This is a genomic window from Psychrobacter sp. LFX-11D (assembly GCF_904846475.1).
GTDB lineage: Bacteria > Pseudomonadota > Gammaproteobacteria > Pseudomonadales > Moraxellaceae > Psychrobacter > Psychrobacter cryohalolentis.
Genome location: NZ_CAJHAV010000002.1, coordinates 78,396 through 95,438 on the forward strand (window position 1 = coordinate 78,396; position 17,043 = coordinate 95,438).

Genomic DNA, 17,043 nt, shown 5'->3' on the forward strand with positions numbered 1-17,043 from the left:
AAAAATCTTAATGAATAAACCGCCTCTAACACGCACCCACCCACTAGCAAGACAACCCCATGAAAGAAAGTTGCAAGTTGATTTTAGTATCAGCAAATTGCAGTAGTATATTTAAGAGGCTGGCTCAAAATAACCCCAAGTTTGGGGTTATCTAGTTTTGCGAGTAAGTGCGAATTGGTGCGAGCAAACGCACGATAAACGCTTAACTTTAAGCGCCATTATCTAAGCGCGTGCAGTCATTAGCAATTTAACCCCATGCAAACAAAGTGCAAGTATAAAAAAGTATTCCTAAGTTGCTGGCATGTTGATAATAATGATGACCCTAATAACTATAATCTATCGTCTGTTATCTTTACTTTTTACAGCCAAATGAGGGCTAAAAGCTAAGTGACTTTTGCATAATGCGGTATATTTTGCGGTATATTTTATTTTAATAAATCAATAAACCTTTAATATCAATGCTTACAGCCAATACTTTACTTCCTGCCGTTCCGACCAAACATAGTAGTAAAGAGAAAAGCCAATCATTGTTTTCAATGGTTGGCTTTTTTTTGGGTTAGATTTATAAGGTTTGTGTCTACATCTTAGGTAAGAGATGAGATAAACTCAGATTTTTATTAAAGTATAAGCAGTTCTGTAAGGTTAACGCTTCGAATAATAGCGATTTATGCTTATTTTGGAAAGATGTAAGGATTTGAATTATGCAATATAGTCTTAAGGGTAAAGAGTATTACTCACAGTTTAATAATTGCGACAATATTAAAAATAATTTTGATTATTTGACTGTGCCTGAAGCGGCAATTTTATGGTGTGGTATTCCTAGAAGTGAATTAGCTACTGAATTGACTCAATGTACTCCAAAAGGAGATGGAAACGCATTATCCCGAAGTATTGTTAAGCACCCATATGTTCAATGTGTTGAACCTAGATGTGAAATACTTCATCAGGCCTTTGAGGATGGTAAGTTAAAAATGGGCAGAGATGGCGGTAAAGGTTACTATAAATATGATATCAAGGATAAAAAAGAAGCTGACTCTGTGAGTAGTGGTATAGGTCATATTAATCCTGAACGACGAACTATAAAAGTAACTGACTTAAAAGAATTTATTGCCGAATATCATGCTGACGACATGCCTAAAACTTTATTCTCCGATATTGATATTCATAAATTAAAACCGATTACTCATGATGATTACTCATCTCTACTAGCTAAAAATCAGGCTTTAGAAGCACGTTTGGAAAAGGCTAAGGAAATTTATGTCCAACAGAGAAAAGAAATATCAGACCTTGAAAGTAAAAGTGAACAAGCTGCACTCGCAGTCAATCCAGCCGATGATTTAGAAAAAGTACCGCATCAAGCATATAGAGCTTTAGATAGGGTAATGTATGCAATGGCTAAACTTACTAATCTGGATAATGCCGAACCATATAGCCAAAACAACCCATCTTTGAATGCTAGCATTACCACTATATTACAAAACGATGGTTTAACGCTCGAATATCAAGCCGTAGGCAAATGGCTGTCACGTATTAACGATATAAAGCCACTAAATTAATCTACTATAGATAACTTGCTATCTACTATAGAACCTACGCAAACCCCCACACCATAAACTAGCAACTATAAGCCGTATCAATCAAGTTACGGCAAATATGGAGCTAGACACATGAAACAGAAAATTCACATTCCAACAAATCCAAAACAAAAGCCATCTCAATATCAACCTAAATGGCAATTCTTTCTACTAAAAACGGTAGTCAGCACTCTATTACCTTACTTGCTATCGCCGCCTGATATTAGTATTCATATCCATCACATTAATATCATGTTTTAAGTCCAAAAGACTAAGCATTACCCTAGCCGATACTCGTATCCTATAGACTTTTATAGAGCGAGCCGTTAGGGTAAATACTACAACGTTACGATGGTTTATCCTATGCCCGAGCCTATCGCTCAGCCCTTCTCGACTTACCTTATAGATGACGCACCTTGGGACGTATACCAGCGACCTTATGTGCGTGATTTAGCGTATGTGCTTGCCTGCCCTAACATCTTAACGGAATGGCTGGACTTTGCGCCGCATCAGAATACACATACCGTGTCGGTACATAGCGCACACTTTTGGCAATCGCAGTTTGCGGTGTATCAGCAGCGGTTAACAGAGCTAGATAGCACCAATGACTATCAGGTGCTGACCCGCTATTTACTGGCGCGTCCAAGTCCCAATCGTTTGGGTTTTCACTTTGAAGGGTTACTGTCATTTTGGTTAGAGGATGGCTATGCGCGCAAACTACATCCGTATGAGACACTGGCTAATAATGTGCAGCTCTATAATGGCAAGCAGACGACTGGTGAGCTGGATTTAATCTTATATAATCATGCAGAAAATCTGGTCGAGCATTGGGAACTGGCTATTAAGTTCTTTATGGGATCAGCGCCTTTTGCCCCTGAGAACTGGGTTGGCATCAACTCAGAGGACAATTTACAACGCAAAATGACCCACATGCAAACCAAGCAGTTTCGCACCGTATGGGTAGATACGGAAAAACATGGTCAAATTAAAATTGATAAGCGCTATGGCGTGATAAAAGGGCGATTCTTTTTGCCGATAAATACCTGTAATTTTACTTATCCGTCTTGGCTGACACCAAGCTTTCCTATACATGAGTGGTGTGATAAGACTGATAGCGCAAATCTTTCGACGATTGATATTGCTACATTGCGCGCTGCTTATTATATTGAATGGTTTAGCAAACGCGACTTTTATGACGGTCGTCAGTCGCCACTGAACAATTCTAAAAACGATATATTAAAAACAGGTTTATATTTTGCAGGCGATAGACCGATTGTCATTTATCCTAAGCAGACCGAACAAGTAGAAAATAAACTTTAAGCTTTTATCATCATCTTAATAGCTTTTAATAACTCTCAATCACTTGCATCAGCTCATATCTCAGCATGTCGGCACTCGGCATGCGCTCCGCATGAAAACGCACGATAGCAATACCCGCACTGGCAAGCGCCTTGTCTTTTTTGTCATCGGCTTTTTGCCTTGCTTTACTGCTATGTGTCCAATCATCAAGCTCGATGGCAACCAAGGTAGTCTGCGCATCAATATCAACAATCACATAATCAACACTTTGGCGGCAGATACGATTGAACCAAAAACTGCGCTCAGACGTCTCATTACTGTTCGCTTCGATAATCCGTGACAGCTGTACTTGCACAAAAATATGATATTCCGGTAATGCATTTTTTAACTTATTAAAAAATATCACTTCAGTAGGGGTCATGATAGGCATCGGCGCAAACGGCCAAATAGCCAACTCATCACCGCGTACAGGCGGCGGATCTGGTTCAACAGCTTGTTTATTAGAAAATAATTTTGGTAAGGTAATCAGCCCCAAAAAGCCAACTGCCAATATTAAAAATATAGCGCCAAATGACATGGTTTTACCTTATGCAATATCTAAGCAGTTAGATAGCTTGCCTATATGCTAGCCCAGCTAACATAACAAACTACCTTTAACTGCAGCAGGTCGACCCTTATGGGCTAACAGGTTATACAGAGAGAAACAAAAATGGTGCTCATGGTAACTAAGTATGAGCAAATGGACAAACACTAAAACAAAAAACACGACAATAGATGTCGTGTTTTAATTATAAAAGCATCAAATGATGATAAATGAAAGCACTCTCACTAAGATTGTAGGTCCACATTCATTATCATGCGTTTAGCAGTTTAACAATATCTAGCGCCAATATAATACCCAAGCGCTGGTGGTATTCACTTTAGGGTCACTATTAATCTTATCCTTCAAGGCTAAAGCGGCTACTTTACCGCGCTCAGGACCGACAATAACCCGCACACCGCGACTCGTCGGGCTGGTCTTAACTTGATAACCTGCAGATTGGAATTTTTTTGCCATCTCATCCGCTTTGGATTGGTCGTTTGCTAACGCTACTTGTACCCCAAAGCTACCTTTAGCATCGGTTTCTTTGACTTCTTTGCGGGCTTCACTGAGTTTTTGCTGAGCATCACGTTTAGCGTCTGCTGACTTTTTAGCTAAAGCTTCTTCTCTTTGACGCTTTTCTTCACGTGCCTGTTCAGCCGCTGTTGCTTCTCGCTCTAAACGCTCTACCTGCTTACGCGATGGGATCGTAATGGTTTGACCAAGATTTAGCGATGTTGATGGTGAGAGATTATTGGCTTGAGCTAAGACTTCTACCGGCATATCGTACTGGCGTGCCAATTTAATCAGCCCATCTCCTCTTTTGACTTGATAGTCAGAGGGCGACTTAGATGGGGTCTTTTTTGCGGCTTCATCCGCCTCGCGCTTTTTTTCCGCAGCTACTTGCGCTTCAGCTTGCTTTTTAACGTCTGCTTCTTTTTTGCTATCTGCTAATTTCTTAGCAGCAGCTTGCTCTCTAATAGTTGCTTGTCTTTCAGCTGCCTGCTGCTCCGCTAGTGCTTTCTTCTTTGCTTCAGCACCATCAGCGGAATTAGTGGACGTCTCTGCACTAGAAGGCGCTGATATAGGTGTTGCAAGTGTGTTCTTCGTCGCCTTTTCATTATTGCTGTTAGTATCAGCGTTATCTTCGATACTTGGTGTGGTGCTCGCCAGATATTGCTGACTTTCAGCGCGTGCTTTTGCCAATGCTTGCGCCTCTGCCGCTTCTTGTTCAGTTAAGAACTGCTGAGCACGCTTTTCTTGTTCTGCAACGCGAGCGGCACGCTCTTTTTGTTTTTGTGCCAAGATACGTTTTTCTGTTTCGATATCTGTTGTCAGTGGTTGTACAGACGTAGGCTCAGCACTCGGTTGATCGATCATTGCCGATGCTGGCTGTGATTTATTGGTATCACCAATTTGTTGTACCATGGCGTATAGCATCACGCTACCACCGATAATCATCCCAATGCCCAATAAGGCTTGTCTCGAAAAATTCATCCGTTTACGTCTCTTAGTTGGTAATAAGGTTGATTGGGCGGCGCGGTTATTGTTTTAAACTATATTATAGATAGATTAAATCAGCAAGCTATTAGCGCCAGTTGCTTCCATCCGTGTTAATACTAATGCGCTAGGTTTTAATCACTTTGATTATAAAGCATATTTTTCATGCTGTCTGCCACCACGCTATTACTAAGACTAACATCAAACAGTCAATGTTTTAACGTAAATTATCGCGTTTCAAGCGTAGACAATGCCTCTCCAATCGTATGAAAAGAGCCGCAGACTACGATTAAATCTTGTGGCTGACTGGCATTTATAATCGCATGAGTGGCTTCTTGCAAACGCGCAAACTCATGTATCTGAGCATCATCGACATAGCTCGCTAAGATACCTTGCAAATGCTCCGTAGTGGCAGCACGTGGATAATCAATCTCAGCGATGAACCAATCACTGATTGGCAAGCCTGCTGTCGTCAAACGCTGCACCACTTTATTAATATCTTTATCACCTAGCATAGAAAACAACATTTTAATGGTAGCAGGTTCACCTGAAGTTTGATTAACTTGTTCAGGTGTACTTTGCTGTGTTAAATGCTGCTGCCAAAGCGGTAATAATTGTGCCAATAAAAACTCAACGCCTTGATCGTTATGCGCCACATCAAATAGCCAATGACGCTCATGGACTTCACGATAATCGAAGCGACCGGCAAGCTTAACTGTTTTTAGCGCTTGCCCTATAGCATTGGTATCGACGTCTAAGGGACTTGCAAGTACTGCTGACAGAGCATTGGCAGTATTGGTCAATGACAGTGCGGGTCGAGGCAATTGTAGAGTGACAGCTGCATTGCTATATTGCCACGTAGTCGAATCATTTTTACAATAGCTAAAGTCTTTACTGACTTGATAACAAGTCGCCTGATGCTTATCTATCGCTTGCTGTACGCTATTTGGCATCTCTGTAGCACCGTAAATGACGCTAATCCCATCACGTAAAATACCTGCTTTTTCCGCTCCGATGGCTTCCACATTATCACCCAACCAATCAACATGATCGATGGCAATGTTGGTAATCACTGCCATATCAGGGTCGATGATATTGACCACATCTAAGCGACCGCCCAGTCCGACTTCTAACACCCAAACATCGCAATCCGCTTCCGCGAATATCAACAATGCTGCCAGTGTTGTCATCTCAAAAAATGACAATGTTAAATCACATTGCAACCGTGCCGCTTCTACCTTACTAAAGGCAGCAATCAGGGTTTCATCGCTGACCATCTCGCCATCGATCCGTACCCGCTCGTTAAAGACATTCAAGTGCGGCGATTGATATAAGGCAGTTTTATATCCTGCGGCTTGGCACATCTGCGCGATGACCGCAGTCGTCGAGCCTTTGCCATTAGTACCTGCAACCGTAAATACATAGGCGTCATCTTTGGCTGATTGTACGACTCCCAATGCCTCAGCAACTGGCAGTACTCGTGACAGCCCCATATCTATCGCCGAGACATGAATCTGCTGCATATAATTCAGCCATTCGGTTAAAGTGGCTTGGGTGTCAAGGCTACTACTGGGGCTATGAGACGCTAAAGAATCAGACATGGACAGAACCTATATCAAAATTTGAGATAAAAGATAAAACTTATATAAAAAAATAAAAACAGTATGACTAGCTTGCTACAAAGCAAAAATAGCATTTACCGTTATACACGATAAATGCTATTCATTAGTTTTACATATTTGGCAGATATTAGCACGCCGCTCGATCATTATGCAGTGAAATTATAAAACAGCTGCTTGAATCTAACCCACTTGTTTTTATTTTTACTACCTACTGAGCATCAACATTGGGTACGCTACACAGTTTTGCCAGCAGACGATAAATGGTATCAATCATTTGATGACGATGTACCACTTCATCAACCACACCATGCTCTAGCAAAAACTCTGCACGTTGAAACGGCTCTTCTAGTGTCTCACGTACTGTCTGTTCAATCACACGCTTACCAGCAAAGCCAATCATGGCTTTTGGTTCTGCTAAGTGAATGTCACCAAGCATCGCAAGAGATGCGGTCACACCGCCATAAACAGGATTGGTCAGTACCACGATATATGGCACGCCAGCAATTCTCAAACGCTCGATTGCTGCTGCTGTTCTTGCCATTTGCATCAATGATAGCAAGCCTTCTTGCATACGCGCACCACCAGAAGCAGCGAAACAGACCAAAGGTACTCTGTCTGCGAGGGCTTTTTCGGCAGCTTGAACAAAACGGTCGCCAACCACCGAGCCCATAGAGCCACCCATAAATCGAAAGTCAAACGCACAAGTTACAATATCGAGATTGCGCAATTTGCCATATAGCACAATCAGCGCTTCACTCTCTTTCGTTTTTTCTTGTGCTTCTGCCATACGCGCAGGATAAGGCTTACTATCTACAAATTTTAGCGGGTCTTTGGCGGTAAACTCTTGCCCAAGCTCGCCTTCTACCTTATCAAGCAGCCAGTTCAAGCGCTCACGAGCACTCATCGGTAAATGATGGTCACAATGCGGGCACACGTAACAGTTAAAAATCAGCGCTGTATTGGTAATGATCGAATGGCAGCTGCTGCATTTTGTAGAAGGCTCTGTCTCTACAGCGGTCAATTGCGCCGTTAGTTGCTGTTTGATACCCGGAATCGGGCGCTCAAACCATGATTGACCAGCTTTATTGCCATTCTGCTGCAGGCTTGTACTATCGTTATTTATATCAGGTTTTGTCATCGTATCAGTCATATTATTCGCCATTATCTAAGGCTTATTGGCAAGCTCACTTGTGCACTTGTCCGTAAGAGTCCATTTATAAGAATCAGTTTAATCGTCACATATCCTCATGACTTTAGCAATTATAAGGCACGCTAATGCATAACTGTGACCATTTATATGTGATGTTAGTTTACACACGTAAACTAACTTTAGCAAAGCCATTTGCCTGTGTCTTTATAAACATTGTTATAAATACCCTCATAAATATTGTGACGATAACTTGCCCAACTGTTTGAGCGGGTGCTTATAAACTATCGAGTGCGCCGCGTAACTCATCCATTTTTGCCATAATTTTTTGCTGAGCATTAGCGACTGCAGCGATATCATTGGCATCGATATCAGCAAAGTTCTGCACCAATGCACTACCGACGATAATACCATCCGCATGAGCACCAATTGCTTTGGCAGAAGTTGCATCACGAATACCAAAGCCCACACATACTGGCAAATCCGTCTCTGCTTTAATGGCTTGTACTTGCCTTGCAACATCGTCAGTATCTAGCGTTGCTGAACCCGTCACACCTTTTAAAGACACGTAGTAGATATAACCACCGCAATGGGTCAATACTTGCTGACGACGTTCAGCCAGCGTAGTTGGTGATAATAAGAAAATCTCATTCATCGCGTGCTCAGTCAAATGCTGGGTAAAGCTACCCGCTTCTGCTGGCGGCAAATCAACCATCAAAATACCATCGACGCCTGACTGCTCGCATAGCGCAACAAAGTTATCATAACCGATAATCTCTACTGGATTGAGGTAACCCATCAGGATAATTGGCGTCTGCGTATCTTGCTGGCGAAATTCTGCAACCATCTTTAGCGCATCACGAGTGCTTGTACCCGCTGCTAATGCACGCTCGCCTGCCAATGCTACTGTAGGACCATCTGCCATTGGATCAGAAAATGGTAAGCCCACTTCAATCATATCTGCGCCATGCTTCACTAAGTCATGTAGTAAGCCAACAAAGTTGTTTGGATTGGGATCGCCTGCCATCACATAAGGGATGAGTGCTTTTTTATTTTGTGCTTTTAGGGTTTCAAAGGTGCTTTCAATTCGGGTCATAGTGGTCTCTTAATTATTATAAACTGGCTCATTTGACCCTTTATTTAATAATAACGGGTCAAATCAGTAATTTTTCTTCCAAGGAATAATCCAGTTGTTACTAAAAAGTAGCTATTAAAGCTCAATCCCTTCTGCCTTCATCACTGAATGCAAATCTTTATCACCGCGACCAGACATATTGACGATAATGGTTTGATCAGGCGTCATCGTTTTAGCCAGCTTTAGTGCATAAGCAACCGCATGAGCAGATTCAAGCGCCGGAATGATGCCTTCTTTACGCGTGACTTCATGGAAACCTTCTAACGACTCCTTATCGGTACAACCAACATATTCAACACGCTTCATATCTTTTAAGAAGCTATGCTCAGGACCAACACCAGGGTAATCAAGACCAGCTGAGATAGAATGGGTTTCTTGGATTTGACCTTCATCATCGGCCATCAAGTAAGTACGGTTACCGTGTAATACACCAATACGACCAGCAGCTAATGGTGCAGAATGACGACCCGTCTCAATACCATCACCTGTTGCTTCCACGCCATACATTTTAACGTCATTATCATTTAAGAAGTCAAAGAACAGACCAATGGCATTTGAGCCGCCGCCAACACAAGCGACTAGCGCATCTGGTAATTTACCCGTCATTTGCAGATGTTGCACACGCGCTTCTTTACCAATAATTGCTTGGAAGTCGCGTACGAGTAACGGATAAGGATGCGGACCTGCAACTGTACCAATAATATAATACGTGCTATCCACATTGGTTACCCAATCACGCATGGCTTCATTCATCGCATCTTTGAGAGTGCGTGAGCCAGATGTTACTGGCACAACTGTCGCACCAAGTAAGCGCATACGGTAGACGTTCATCTTTTGACGCTCAACATCGTCCGCGCCCATATAAACGATACACTCTAGTCCCAAACGCGCGGCAATCGTCGCCGTCGCAACGCCATGTTGCCCTGCTCCAGTTTCTGCAATAATACGTTTTTTGCCACTCATTTTGGCAAGGAGCGCTTGACCAATAGTGTTATTGACCTTATGAGCGCCAGTATGGTTTAAGTCTTCACGCTTAAAGTAAATTTGCGCACCGCCAATCTCATCACTTAGACGCTTGGCATGATAGAGAGGCGTTGGGCGTCCAACATAGTTGACCAAATCATTGTGATATTCTTCCCAAAATGCAGGGTCTTTTTTGACTGTGTTATATAACGTTTCTAGCTCTTCTAACGCTGCCATCAAGGTTTCAGAGACAAAGCGTCCGCCGTGGACGCCAAAATGTCCTCGCGCATCAGGATACTGGTTAAAATCTTGCACGCTTTCTGGATTAGTAAAGCTATTAATAGCGTGTGCGGTGGCAGATACATCTTTGTTAGCGACATGACTCATGGTAATTCCTACTGTAATAAGTGGTATTTTTTAGGATATCTGTTTTTTAGAAAAACTATAGGGAAAACTGTTTACATAGTTTGCTTTGGCAATTTGACAGCAGTAAAGCTAACTACTTATATTCGAAGATTCGCTAAGCGTCTCGTTTTGCCATCGGTCGCGTTTGACTGATTTCATAAAGGCATGCATTTTGCCAACGTCTTTTTTGCCTTTATCAGACTCAATCCCACCGCTGACATCAACGGCATAAATTGGTAAGTCATAAGTGGCAGCGACATTATCGGCATCAAGTCCACCGGCTAAGATAATCGGTAGTGAGCTGTCATTCGGTATCAGACTCCAGTCAAAGCGTGCGCCTGTACCGCCATACTTATGCTGATGGTAGGCATCTAGTAAAATGCTGCTTGCGCCTGCTGCGGCAAAACTGTCAATTTGCATATTCACACTCTCAAGCGCATCCTGTTCAGTATTGACACGCAACGCTTTAATCCAACGTTTATTGACGAGATTTGCCAGCTGACGGCACTGCTCGGGCGTTTCATCGCCATGAAATTGGATAATATCAAAAGAGACATGATTTGCCAGTTCAATAAGCTCATCTTCAGGCATATTGACGACCAAAGCCACCACACTGATAAAAGCCGGTACTGCAGCACTCAATATTTGCGCCTGCTCGATTGTAACCGCACGAGGACTTGGCGGATAAAATACAAAGCCAATGGCGTCCGCATTGAGTTTAACAGCAGCTTTAATATCATCAAGTTGAGTAAATCCACAAAACTTAACGTGCATGAGGTAACCTTGCGAAAGACTGAATATGATGATTTGTTAATAAAGGAGCAAATCAATTGCATCCAAAAACTTATCCTAGCATACTTTTATTCATAGTTTTGTTTATGATTGCGATTGATTAATATGGGAATAGATGAATGTCTAAAACGGCGGTAGCGATAAAAAATAATTCACACAACAAAGTCGAGGATAGTCATCAGTTGCATTACCTCATGTGGTTTCGCCGTGATCTACGCGTTCATGACAATACTGCTTTGGCTGCCATTTGTGAGCGTGCAAACGAAGACAATGCTCAGCTCAGCGCGGTTTTTTTTCTTACCCCTGAGCAGTGGCAGGCACATGACATGTCGCTTACACAGCTTGATCATATTGCGCGAACACTTCCTATCCTCGCAGAAAAACTGCACCAGTTGAACATCATTTTAACCGTGCAAATCTGCCCTAGTTTCACTGATTGTATAGCTGCGTTGAGCGCATTATGTGAGTCAAATAATATCAGCTGCGTGATGGCAAATCATGAGTACGAAGGTAATGAGGTTGCGCGGGATGAACTGTTAACCAAACAACTTGCAAACAACGAAATTGAGTTTATCCGCTGGCATGACCAATGTATCTTACCACCGAAAAGTATCACTACCAATGATGACAGCATGTATCAAGTGTTTACCCCATTTTATAAAAAATGGCGGCATACCTTGGAGGTGAGTGACATACAAATTCATACAGCACTTGCCATCATAGGTAATAAACAAGTTAATTTAACATTATCAGAACACAGTGCAAACACTACTCAAGATATAGAAGCATTGTGCAAAAAAACTGTCCACGACTATCAAGAATATCTACAAACTCATGAATCCTATCAAAATATAGATACGGACAAGCAAATTAGCCAAGCGCGCCTTGCTTATCCTGCTGGCGAAGCGGAAGCCTGTCATCGATTAGAGCGCTTTATCGCGGATGATATCAATAACTATGATGTGAGCCGCGATGCGCCCAGCTTACACGCGACCAGTCAGCTATCCGCTTACCTTACTATCGGAACAATCAGTCCTAGACTGTGCTACTTACAAGCTACTCAGGCACTAGGGGAATTACATAGAAATGATGGTGACAACTTTGACAGCGGTGACAATAACGATATCAACCGCTGGATAAGCGAGCTGGCTTGGCGAGATTTCTATCGCCATGTTTTAGACTATAAGCCTAAGCTTATTCGCCATCAGGCTTATAAATATGAGACTGATAAGAAAATCAACTGGTCATATGATGAAGATGCTTTTGCAGCATGGCGTGAGGGCAAAACGGGTGTGCCATTAGTCGATGCAGCGATGCGCTGCCTTAATGCGACAGGCTTTATGCACAATCGCTTGCGCATGGTTACCGCGATGTTTTTGACTAAAGATTTATTGATTGATTGGCGCTGGGGTGAGCGTTACTTTATGCAGCAGCTGATAGATGGTGACTTTGCGTCTAATAATGGTGGCTGGCAGTGGAGCGCATCAACAGGTACAGATTCTGCGCCCTATTTTCGTATTATGAATCCCTTTAGCCAAGCTAAAAGCCATGACCCTGATGGGATATTTATTAAGACTTGGATACCTGAGTTAAAATCGATTCCTACCAGCATCTTGCATAGCGAGGATAAAATGCGCAAGGCTCTGAGTAAGAATGGTACCTTTGCAGATATTGATTATCCTGTGCCAATCGTTGAGCATAAACTGGCACGACAATTAGCGATTGCTGAATTTAAAAAAGAGTAATATCTATAGTTAAAATATCTCAAAAACGCTACAGTGCTGCTGGTATAAATTTTTTGCAGCCTCTGTCTGCGTAGGCACAGCAAGCAAGAAAAATGAATATCAGCAGTACTTGATGTATCGATATTACTTTTCCCTGACTATACAACCATTACCTGCTGAGAATTGGTTTAATTATTTGTTAACCGTAGCAGTTGCCGATACTGAAGCGACTGACGGCATCTGACACGAGCCAGCACCTTGCGTCGTGACCGTCACTACTGCACCAGTTAACGCAAACAGCTGTTGCAACTGCACTTGTGCATTCTCTAACGCCATAGTCATGACATCACCACGGCAAGCACGTTCAAGCACTTCTTCTTTCGCCATACTTTGTGCTTGTTGTAAGATTTTTGGATCGACTTGCATCATCCCAAAAGCACCGGTTTGCCAATCATAAATCTCAATATCATCTAGATAGACTGAAAATATCTCTGATGGCGGCAGCGTAATATTAATTTGGGGCATAATAGAAACGGAGGCATCAACATCAGCGTTTTCAGCATTATTTATTTCCGACTCCGTAGGCTGTATCACTTGTACCATCTCAGGTGTCAATGCGCTCAAGTCAATGCCTGCCTCTACGCGACCACGAGTAATAAATAGCGCCTTTTGCTCATCTTGCCATAGCTTCATCCAACTGCCTGAACGCTGACTAGTAATCACCGTATCAACGCTGAATGCCACCGTCTCCAAACGATTCAAGTTCTGAATTTGTGTCACCACACCCTCACGAGTGATGGTTTCTATGGGCTCTTCTTTGGTAATATTCTGCACAGTATAGATAGCGAAAATGACGGCTGCGAGACCAGCAAGCAATACGATCCACGACATCATAGCGATGGATTTTTTCGCTTTTGAAGAAGTCGTATTAATAGGAGTTCGATTATCAGAACTGTTCATATAAACACCTTTGTGGTTTTATCATAGTTTTATCGATTATTTTTATAATGCCCTATTATTAGAACTACACAAAAAACGACATACTAGATGATAAATGCCATTTTTAAGCAGCAACTTCAAGTAATGACTACCAATACTCTACATAATTACCAATACTGCCCTTTTCAAAAACCACTTATTCATTTGCTATAAATACATTTAGAACTGGTAAATAATCGAGTTATAGCTGTCTGATTCAACCCTTTAAGTAACCTTCGCTCTGAAAAAACAAAAAGTCATTGCGTCTTAGGCGAACTTTACCTAACATAGTCAGGTTGTATGCTTAAAATATCGGTATACAGGTATTTTTCGAGCTTTATGCTAAAGACAGCGCTCGATGAAGTCTGGTATTTTTATACAAAATAATATGTTATATCCTTTTTTAAATGCTGTTTACGAACGCACTGCTTACTAGCGTACTGTCTGTTGTAGTACTTTCTAGCTAGGGCATGTCCTACACTATTACCAAGTAATAACAGGTAATCTTGCGTCGGCTATCAAACCACACGCTCAACATCCTACTATTTCTTATTTATTTTATCGTCGATAAGGTTCCGCTTTATTTATGAAAGCCAGTCAATTTTTATTTGCCACGTTAAAAGAAACACCCAGTGATGCAGATATCGCTTCAAGCCAATTAATGGTTAGAGCCGGTCTGATTCGCAAAATCGCTTCTGGATTATATATCTGGTTGCCAATGGGTTTGCGCGTATTGCAAAAAGTCGAGCGTATCGTTCGCGAAGAGATGCAAAATATCGGTGCTCAAGAAGTGCTTATGCCGATGACTCAGCCTGCTGAGCTTTGGCAGCTGACCGGACGTTTTAATGACTATGGTCCTGAGCTACTACGCTTTAAAGACCGTCATGACCGCGATTTTGTATTGGGACCGACTCACGAAGAAGTCATCACCAATCTTGCCCAAGGCGAGCTGCGCAGTTATAAGCAATTACCGATTACTTTCTTTCAAATTCAAAATAAGTTCCGTGATGAAATTCGTCCACGCTTTGGTGTGATGCGCGCACGCGAATTTACTATGAAAGATGCCTATTCATTTCACGTTGACCAAGCATCACTGGCAAAGACGTATGATGAGATGTATGACGCTTATACGCGCATATTCACACGCTTAGGTCTTGATTTCCGTGCGGTACAAGCAGACACTGGCTCAATCGGTGGTTTTGCCTCTCACGAGTTTCACGTCTTAGCAGACAGCGGTGAAGATGATATTGCTTTTTCTGATTCGTCTGAATATGCTGCCAATATCGAGCTTGCAGAATCTGTGAGTACGGCAGAACGCCAGCCTGCAACGATGGCTCGCGAGAATATTGATACCGTCAATATGCCAACCTGTGAAGCCGTTGCTGAGCATTTAAATGTTCCACTTGCCACAACCGTCAAAACATTGATTGTGCAAGGTCATACGCCAGAAGGTGAGCCGCAGCTTATCGCTGTGGTATTACGCGGCGACCATACACTAAACACCATAAAAGCCGAAAAAATTGAAGAAGCCAATGTTCCTTTAACAATGGCAACGGAAGAAGAGCTAAAAGCCGCTGGTCTGCATAAAGGCTATATCGGCGTTGAGCTTAATATGCCCGTCTTTGTAGATCGTGCAGCAGCAGCGCTATCAGACTTTGTCTCTGGTGCCAATGAAATTAACAAGCACACGACGGGTATGAATTGGGAGCGTGACGCGCATATCACCCGTATTGTTGATATTCGCAATGTACACGAAGGCGACCCTTCTCCTGATGGTAAAGGTACGCTACAGATCAAACGTGGTATCGAAGTCGGTCATATCTTCCAGTTGGGTGATAAGTACTCACAAGCGATGAACTGCACTGTTTCAGGTGAAGATGGCAAGCCAGTCACTTTGATGATGGGTTGTTACGGTATTGGCGTCAGCCGTATTATCGCTGCTGCTATTGAGCAAAACAACGATGAAAACGGCATTATGTGGCCATCAACGCCAGATATTAGTGATTCTTTAGCACCTTTTGAAGTCGCTATCGTGCCAATGAAATCAAAAGAAGACACCGTTATGGAAACAGCAACGGCATTGTACGAGGAGCTAAAAGCTCTTGGTATCAATGTATTGCTTGATGACCGTAATGAACGCCCAGGCGTGAAGTTTGCTGACCTTGAGCTGATTGGTATTCCGCATCGTATCGTAGTATCTGACCGTAACTTGGCAGAAGACAAGTACGAATACGTTAATCGCCGTGATAGTGAGAAGCAACTACTTAGCCGTGATGAAGTAGTAGCTAAAGTCAGCGGTAAATAGTGCAACGATAAAATTAGTACCATAAAAAGCGCCTATCTCATTATATGAGATAGGCGCTTTTTATTCTTAGAGGTTTATTTAACAACCATTCACAATGCTTTTATTATTGACGAATCAAACGGCTAGGCACAGGCAATAATGCAATATCGCTCACACGACAAGGATTGATATCAATACCACCTCGACGTGTATACCAAGCACGAACCATGAGCTCACTTGGCTCATAGTATTGACTCAAATCAGCAAATATCTGCTCAACACACTGCTCATGAAAGCCATTATGCTGACGGAAACTTAATATATAACGCAGCATATTTGCGTTATTAACTGGCTTATTAGTGGTTATTGAAACTGCCAATGTCCCCCAATCTGGCTGATTGGTCACCGGACAATTACTACGTAATAGATTAGAATAAAAGCTAAAAGTTTTACCCTCTGATATTTTAGCATCACTTGAATCATGTTCTAATAATGACGCATCAGGATGCAGCGTTAATGCTACTTTCTCAGTACTGTCCGCTAGTGCATCATCAATACAAATGCCATAAGGCTGAGCGATCAATAGCCCTGAATGCTCATCCTCTAAGTCAAACAATTCAACGTTAACTTCAGCTTGTACGCATTTCGACAAATCTTTCGCTATCAGCGTTTGTACTGTTTCCCAACTACCAAATTCAGTAAAGTTGATACTATTTAAATAAAGCTTCAATGACTTTGATTCAACAATAAATGGCGAGCTTGCCGGAATGCCAAAGCGTGCTATCGCGACCTGCGATATACCTTGCTCATTTAACCATGACAGCTCAAATGCCTGCCACCAATCGATACCTATCTCTAGCTTATCATCCTGCCAACCAATGACCTCTCGCCCCATACTACGAGCAATCGGATATAACGTCTCTGGACTATACTCAGTTGGATAATCAGTGGTTTGTTCACCCAAGATACCGTGGATACTCATTGGTATTTCCTAATAGTAATGATTGAAATTAAATAACATTTAAAGTTTTAGTAAAATT

14 protein-coding genes are annotated in these 17,043 nt (G+C 42.2%); 5 read left to right on the top strand and 9 right to left on the bottom strand.

Annotation, left to right across the window (positions count from 1 at the left end; genetic code table 11):
* Positions 1–701: 701 nt before the first annotated feature.
* The 3 genes from JMX75_RS01970 (at position 702) to JMX75_RS01980 (ending at position 2,894) form a co-directional block, all read left to right on the top strand.
* The gene (locus JMX75_RS01970; protein ID WP_193011057.1) at positions 702–1,556 is read left to right on the top strand and encodes a hypothetical protein; all 855 of its coding nucleotides are present in this window, start codon (positions 702–704) and stop codon (positions 1,554–1,556) included.
* Positions 1,557–1,667: 111 nt separating this feature from the next.
* Complete coding sequence (locus JMX75_RS01975; RefSeq protein ID WP_193013275.1) at positions 1,668–1,835, top strand: hypothetical protein; 168 nt, start codon at positions 1,668–1,670, stop codon at positions 1,833–1,835.
* Between the two features lie 102 nt (positions 1,836–1,937).
* Complete coding sequence (locus tag JMX75_RS01980) at positions 1,938–2,894, top strand: DUF1853 family protein (RefSeq protein ID WP_201530711.1); 957 nt, start codon at positions 1,938–1,940, stop codon at positions 2,892–2,894.
* Between the two features lie 25 nt (positions 2,895–2,919).
* On the opposite strand, the gene JMX75_RS01985 is transcribed toward JMX75_RS01980, so the two are convergent.
* The 7 genes from JMX75_RS01985 to JMX75_RS02015 all read right to left on the bottom strand — a co-directional run bounded on the left by JMX75_RS01985 (position 2,920) and on the right by JMX75_RS02015 (position 10,999).
* Positions 2,920–3,450 carry a DUF2726 domain-containing protein gene (locus JMX75_RS01985; RefSeq protein ID WP_020442801.1) on the bottom strand — a complete coding sequence of 177 codons (531 nt, stop codon included), beginning with the start codon at positions 3,448–3,450 and terminating at the stop codon, positions 2,920–2,922.
* A gap of 303 nt (positions 3,451–3,753) precedes the next feature.
* Positions 3,754–4,950: an SPOR domain-containing protein gene (locus JMX75_RS01990; protein WP_133105440.1), complete on the bottom strand. Its 1,197-nt coding sequence runs from the start codon at positions 4,948–4,950 to the stop codon at positions 3,754–3,756.
* A gap of 230 nt (positions 4,951–5,180) precedes the next feature.
* The gene (locus tag JMX75_RS01995) at positions 5,181–6,554 is read right to left on the bottom strand and encodes a bifunctional folylpolyglutamate synthase/dihydrofolate synthase (RefSeq protein WP_201530712.1); all 1,374 of its coding nucleotides are present in this window, start codon (positions 6,552–6,554) and stop codon (positions 5,181–5,183) included.
* Positions 6,555–6,783: 229 nt separating this feature from the next.
* Positions 6,784–7,737 carry an acetyl-CoA carboxylase, carboxyltransferase subunit beta gene (gene accD / locus JMX75_RS02000; protein ID WP_188018940.1) on the bottom strand — a complete coding sequence of 318 codons (954 nt, stop codon included), beginning with the start codon at positions 7,735–7,737 and terminating at the stop codon, positions 6,784–6,786.
* A 262-nt stretch (positions 7,738–7,999) separates the two neighbouring features.
* Positions 8,000–8,818, bottom strand: a complete 819-nt coding sequence (gene trpA, locus JMX75_RS02005; RefSeq protein ID WP_201530713.1) for a tryptophan synthase subunit alpha — start codon at positions 8,816–8,818, stop codon at positions 8,000–8,002.
* A gap of 114 nt (positions 8,819–8,932) precedes the next feature.
* A complete protein-coding gene (trpB, locus tag JMX75_RS02010; protein WP_181210862.1) occupies positions 8,933–10,135 on the bottom strand; it encodes a tryptophan synthase subunit beta in 1,203 nt (400 codons plus the stop codon).
* Positions 10,136–10,315: 180 nt separating this feature from the next.
* On the bottom strand, positions 10,316–10,999 hold the full coding sequence (locus JMX75_RS02015) for a phosphoribosylanthranilate isomerase (protein WP_011512834.1): 684 nt from the start codon (positions 10,997–10,999) through the stop codon (positions 10,316–10,318).
* Positions 11,000–11,136: 137 nt separating this feature from the next.
* On the opposite strand from JMX75_RS02015, the gene JMX75_RS02020 reads away from it, so the two are divergent.
* A complete protein-coding gene (locus tag JMX75_RS02020; RefSeq protein ID WP_201530714.1) occupies positions 11,137–12,762 on the top strand; it encodes a cryptochrome/photolyase family protein in 1,626 nt (541 codons plus the stop codon).
* 171 nt (positions 12,763–12,933) lie between these two features.
* Here JMX75_RS02020 and JMX75_RS02025 read toward each other — a convergent pair whose 3' ends face one another.
* The gene (locus JMX75_RS02025) at positions 12,934–13,701 is read right to left on the bottom strand and encodes a DUF4230 domain-containing protein (RefSeq protein WP_201530715.1); all 768 of its coding nucleotides are present in this window, start codon (positions 13,699–13,701) and stop codon (positions 12,934–12,936) included.
* A 604-nt stretch (positions 13,702–14,305) separates the two neighbouring features.
* Here JMX75_RS02025 and JMX75_RS02030 point away from each other — a divergent pair.
* Entirely contained in the window at positions 14,306–16,024 is a 1,719-nt protein-coding gene (locus JMX75_RS02030; protein WP_201530716.1) for a proline--tRNA ligase, read from the top strand.
* A 103-nt stretch (positions 16,025–16,127) separates the two neighbouring features.
* Here JMX75_RS02030 and queF read toward each other — a convergent pair whose 3' ends face one another.
* Positions 16,128–16,985 carry an NADPH-dependent 7-cyano-7-deazaguanine reductase QueF gene (queF, locus tag JMX75_RS02035; RefSeq protein ID WP_020442791.1) on the bottom strand — a complete coding sequence of 286 codons (858 nt, stop codon included), beginning with the start codon at positions 16,983–16,985 and terminating at the stop codon, positions 16,128–16,130.
* Positions 16,986–17,043: the final 58 nt, after the last annotated feature.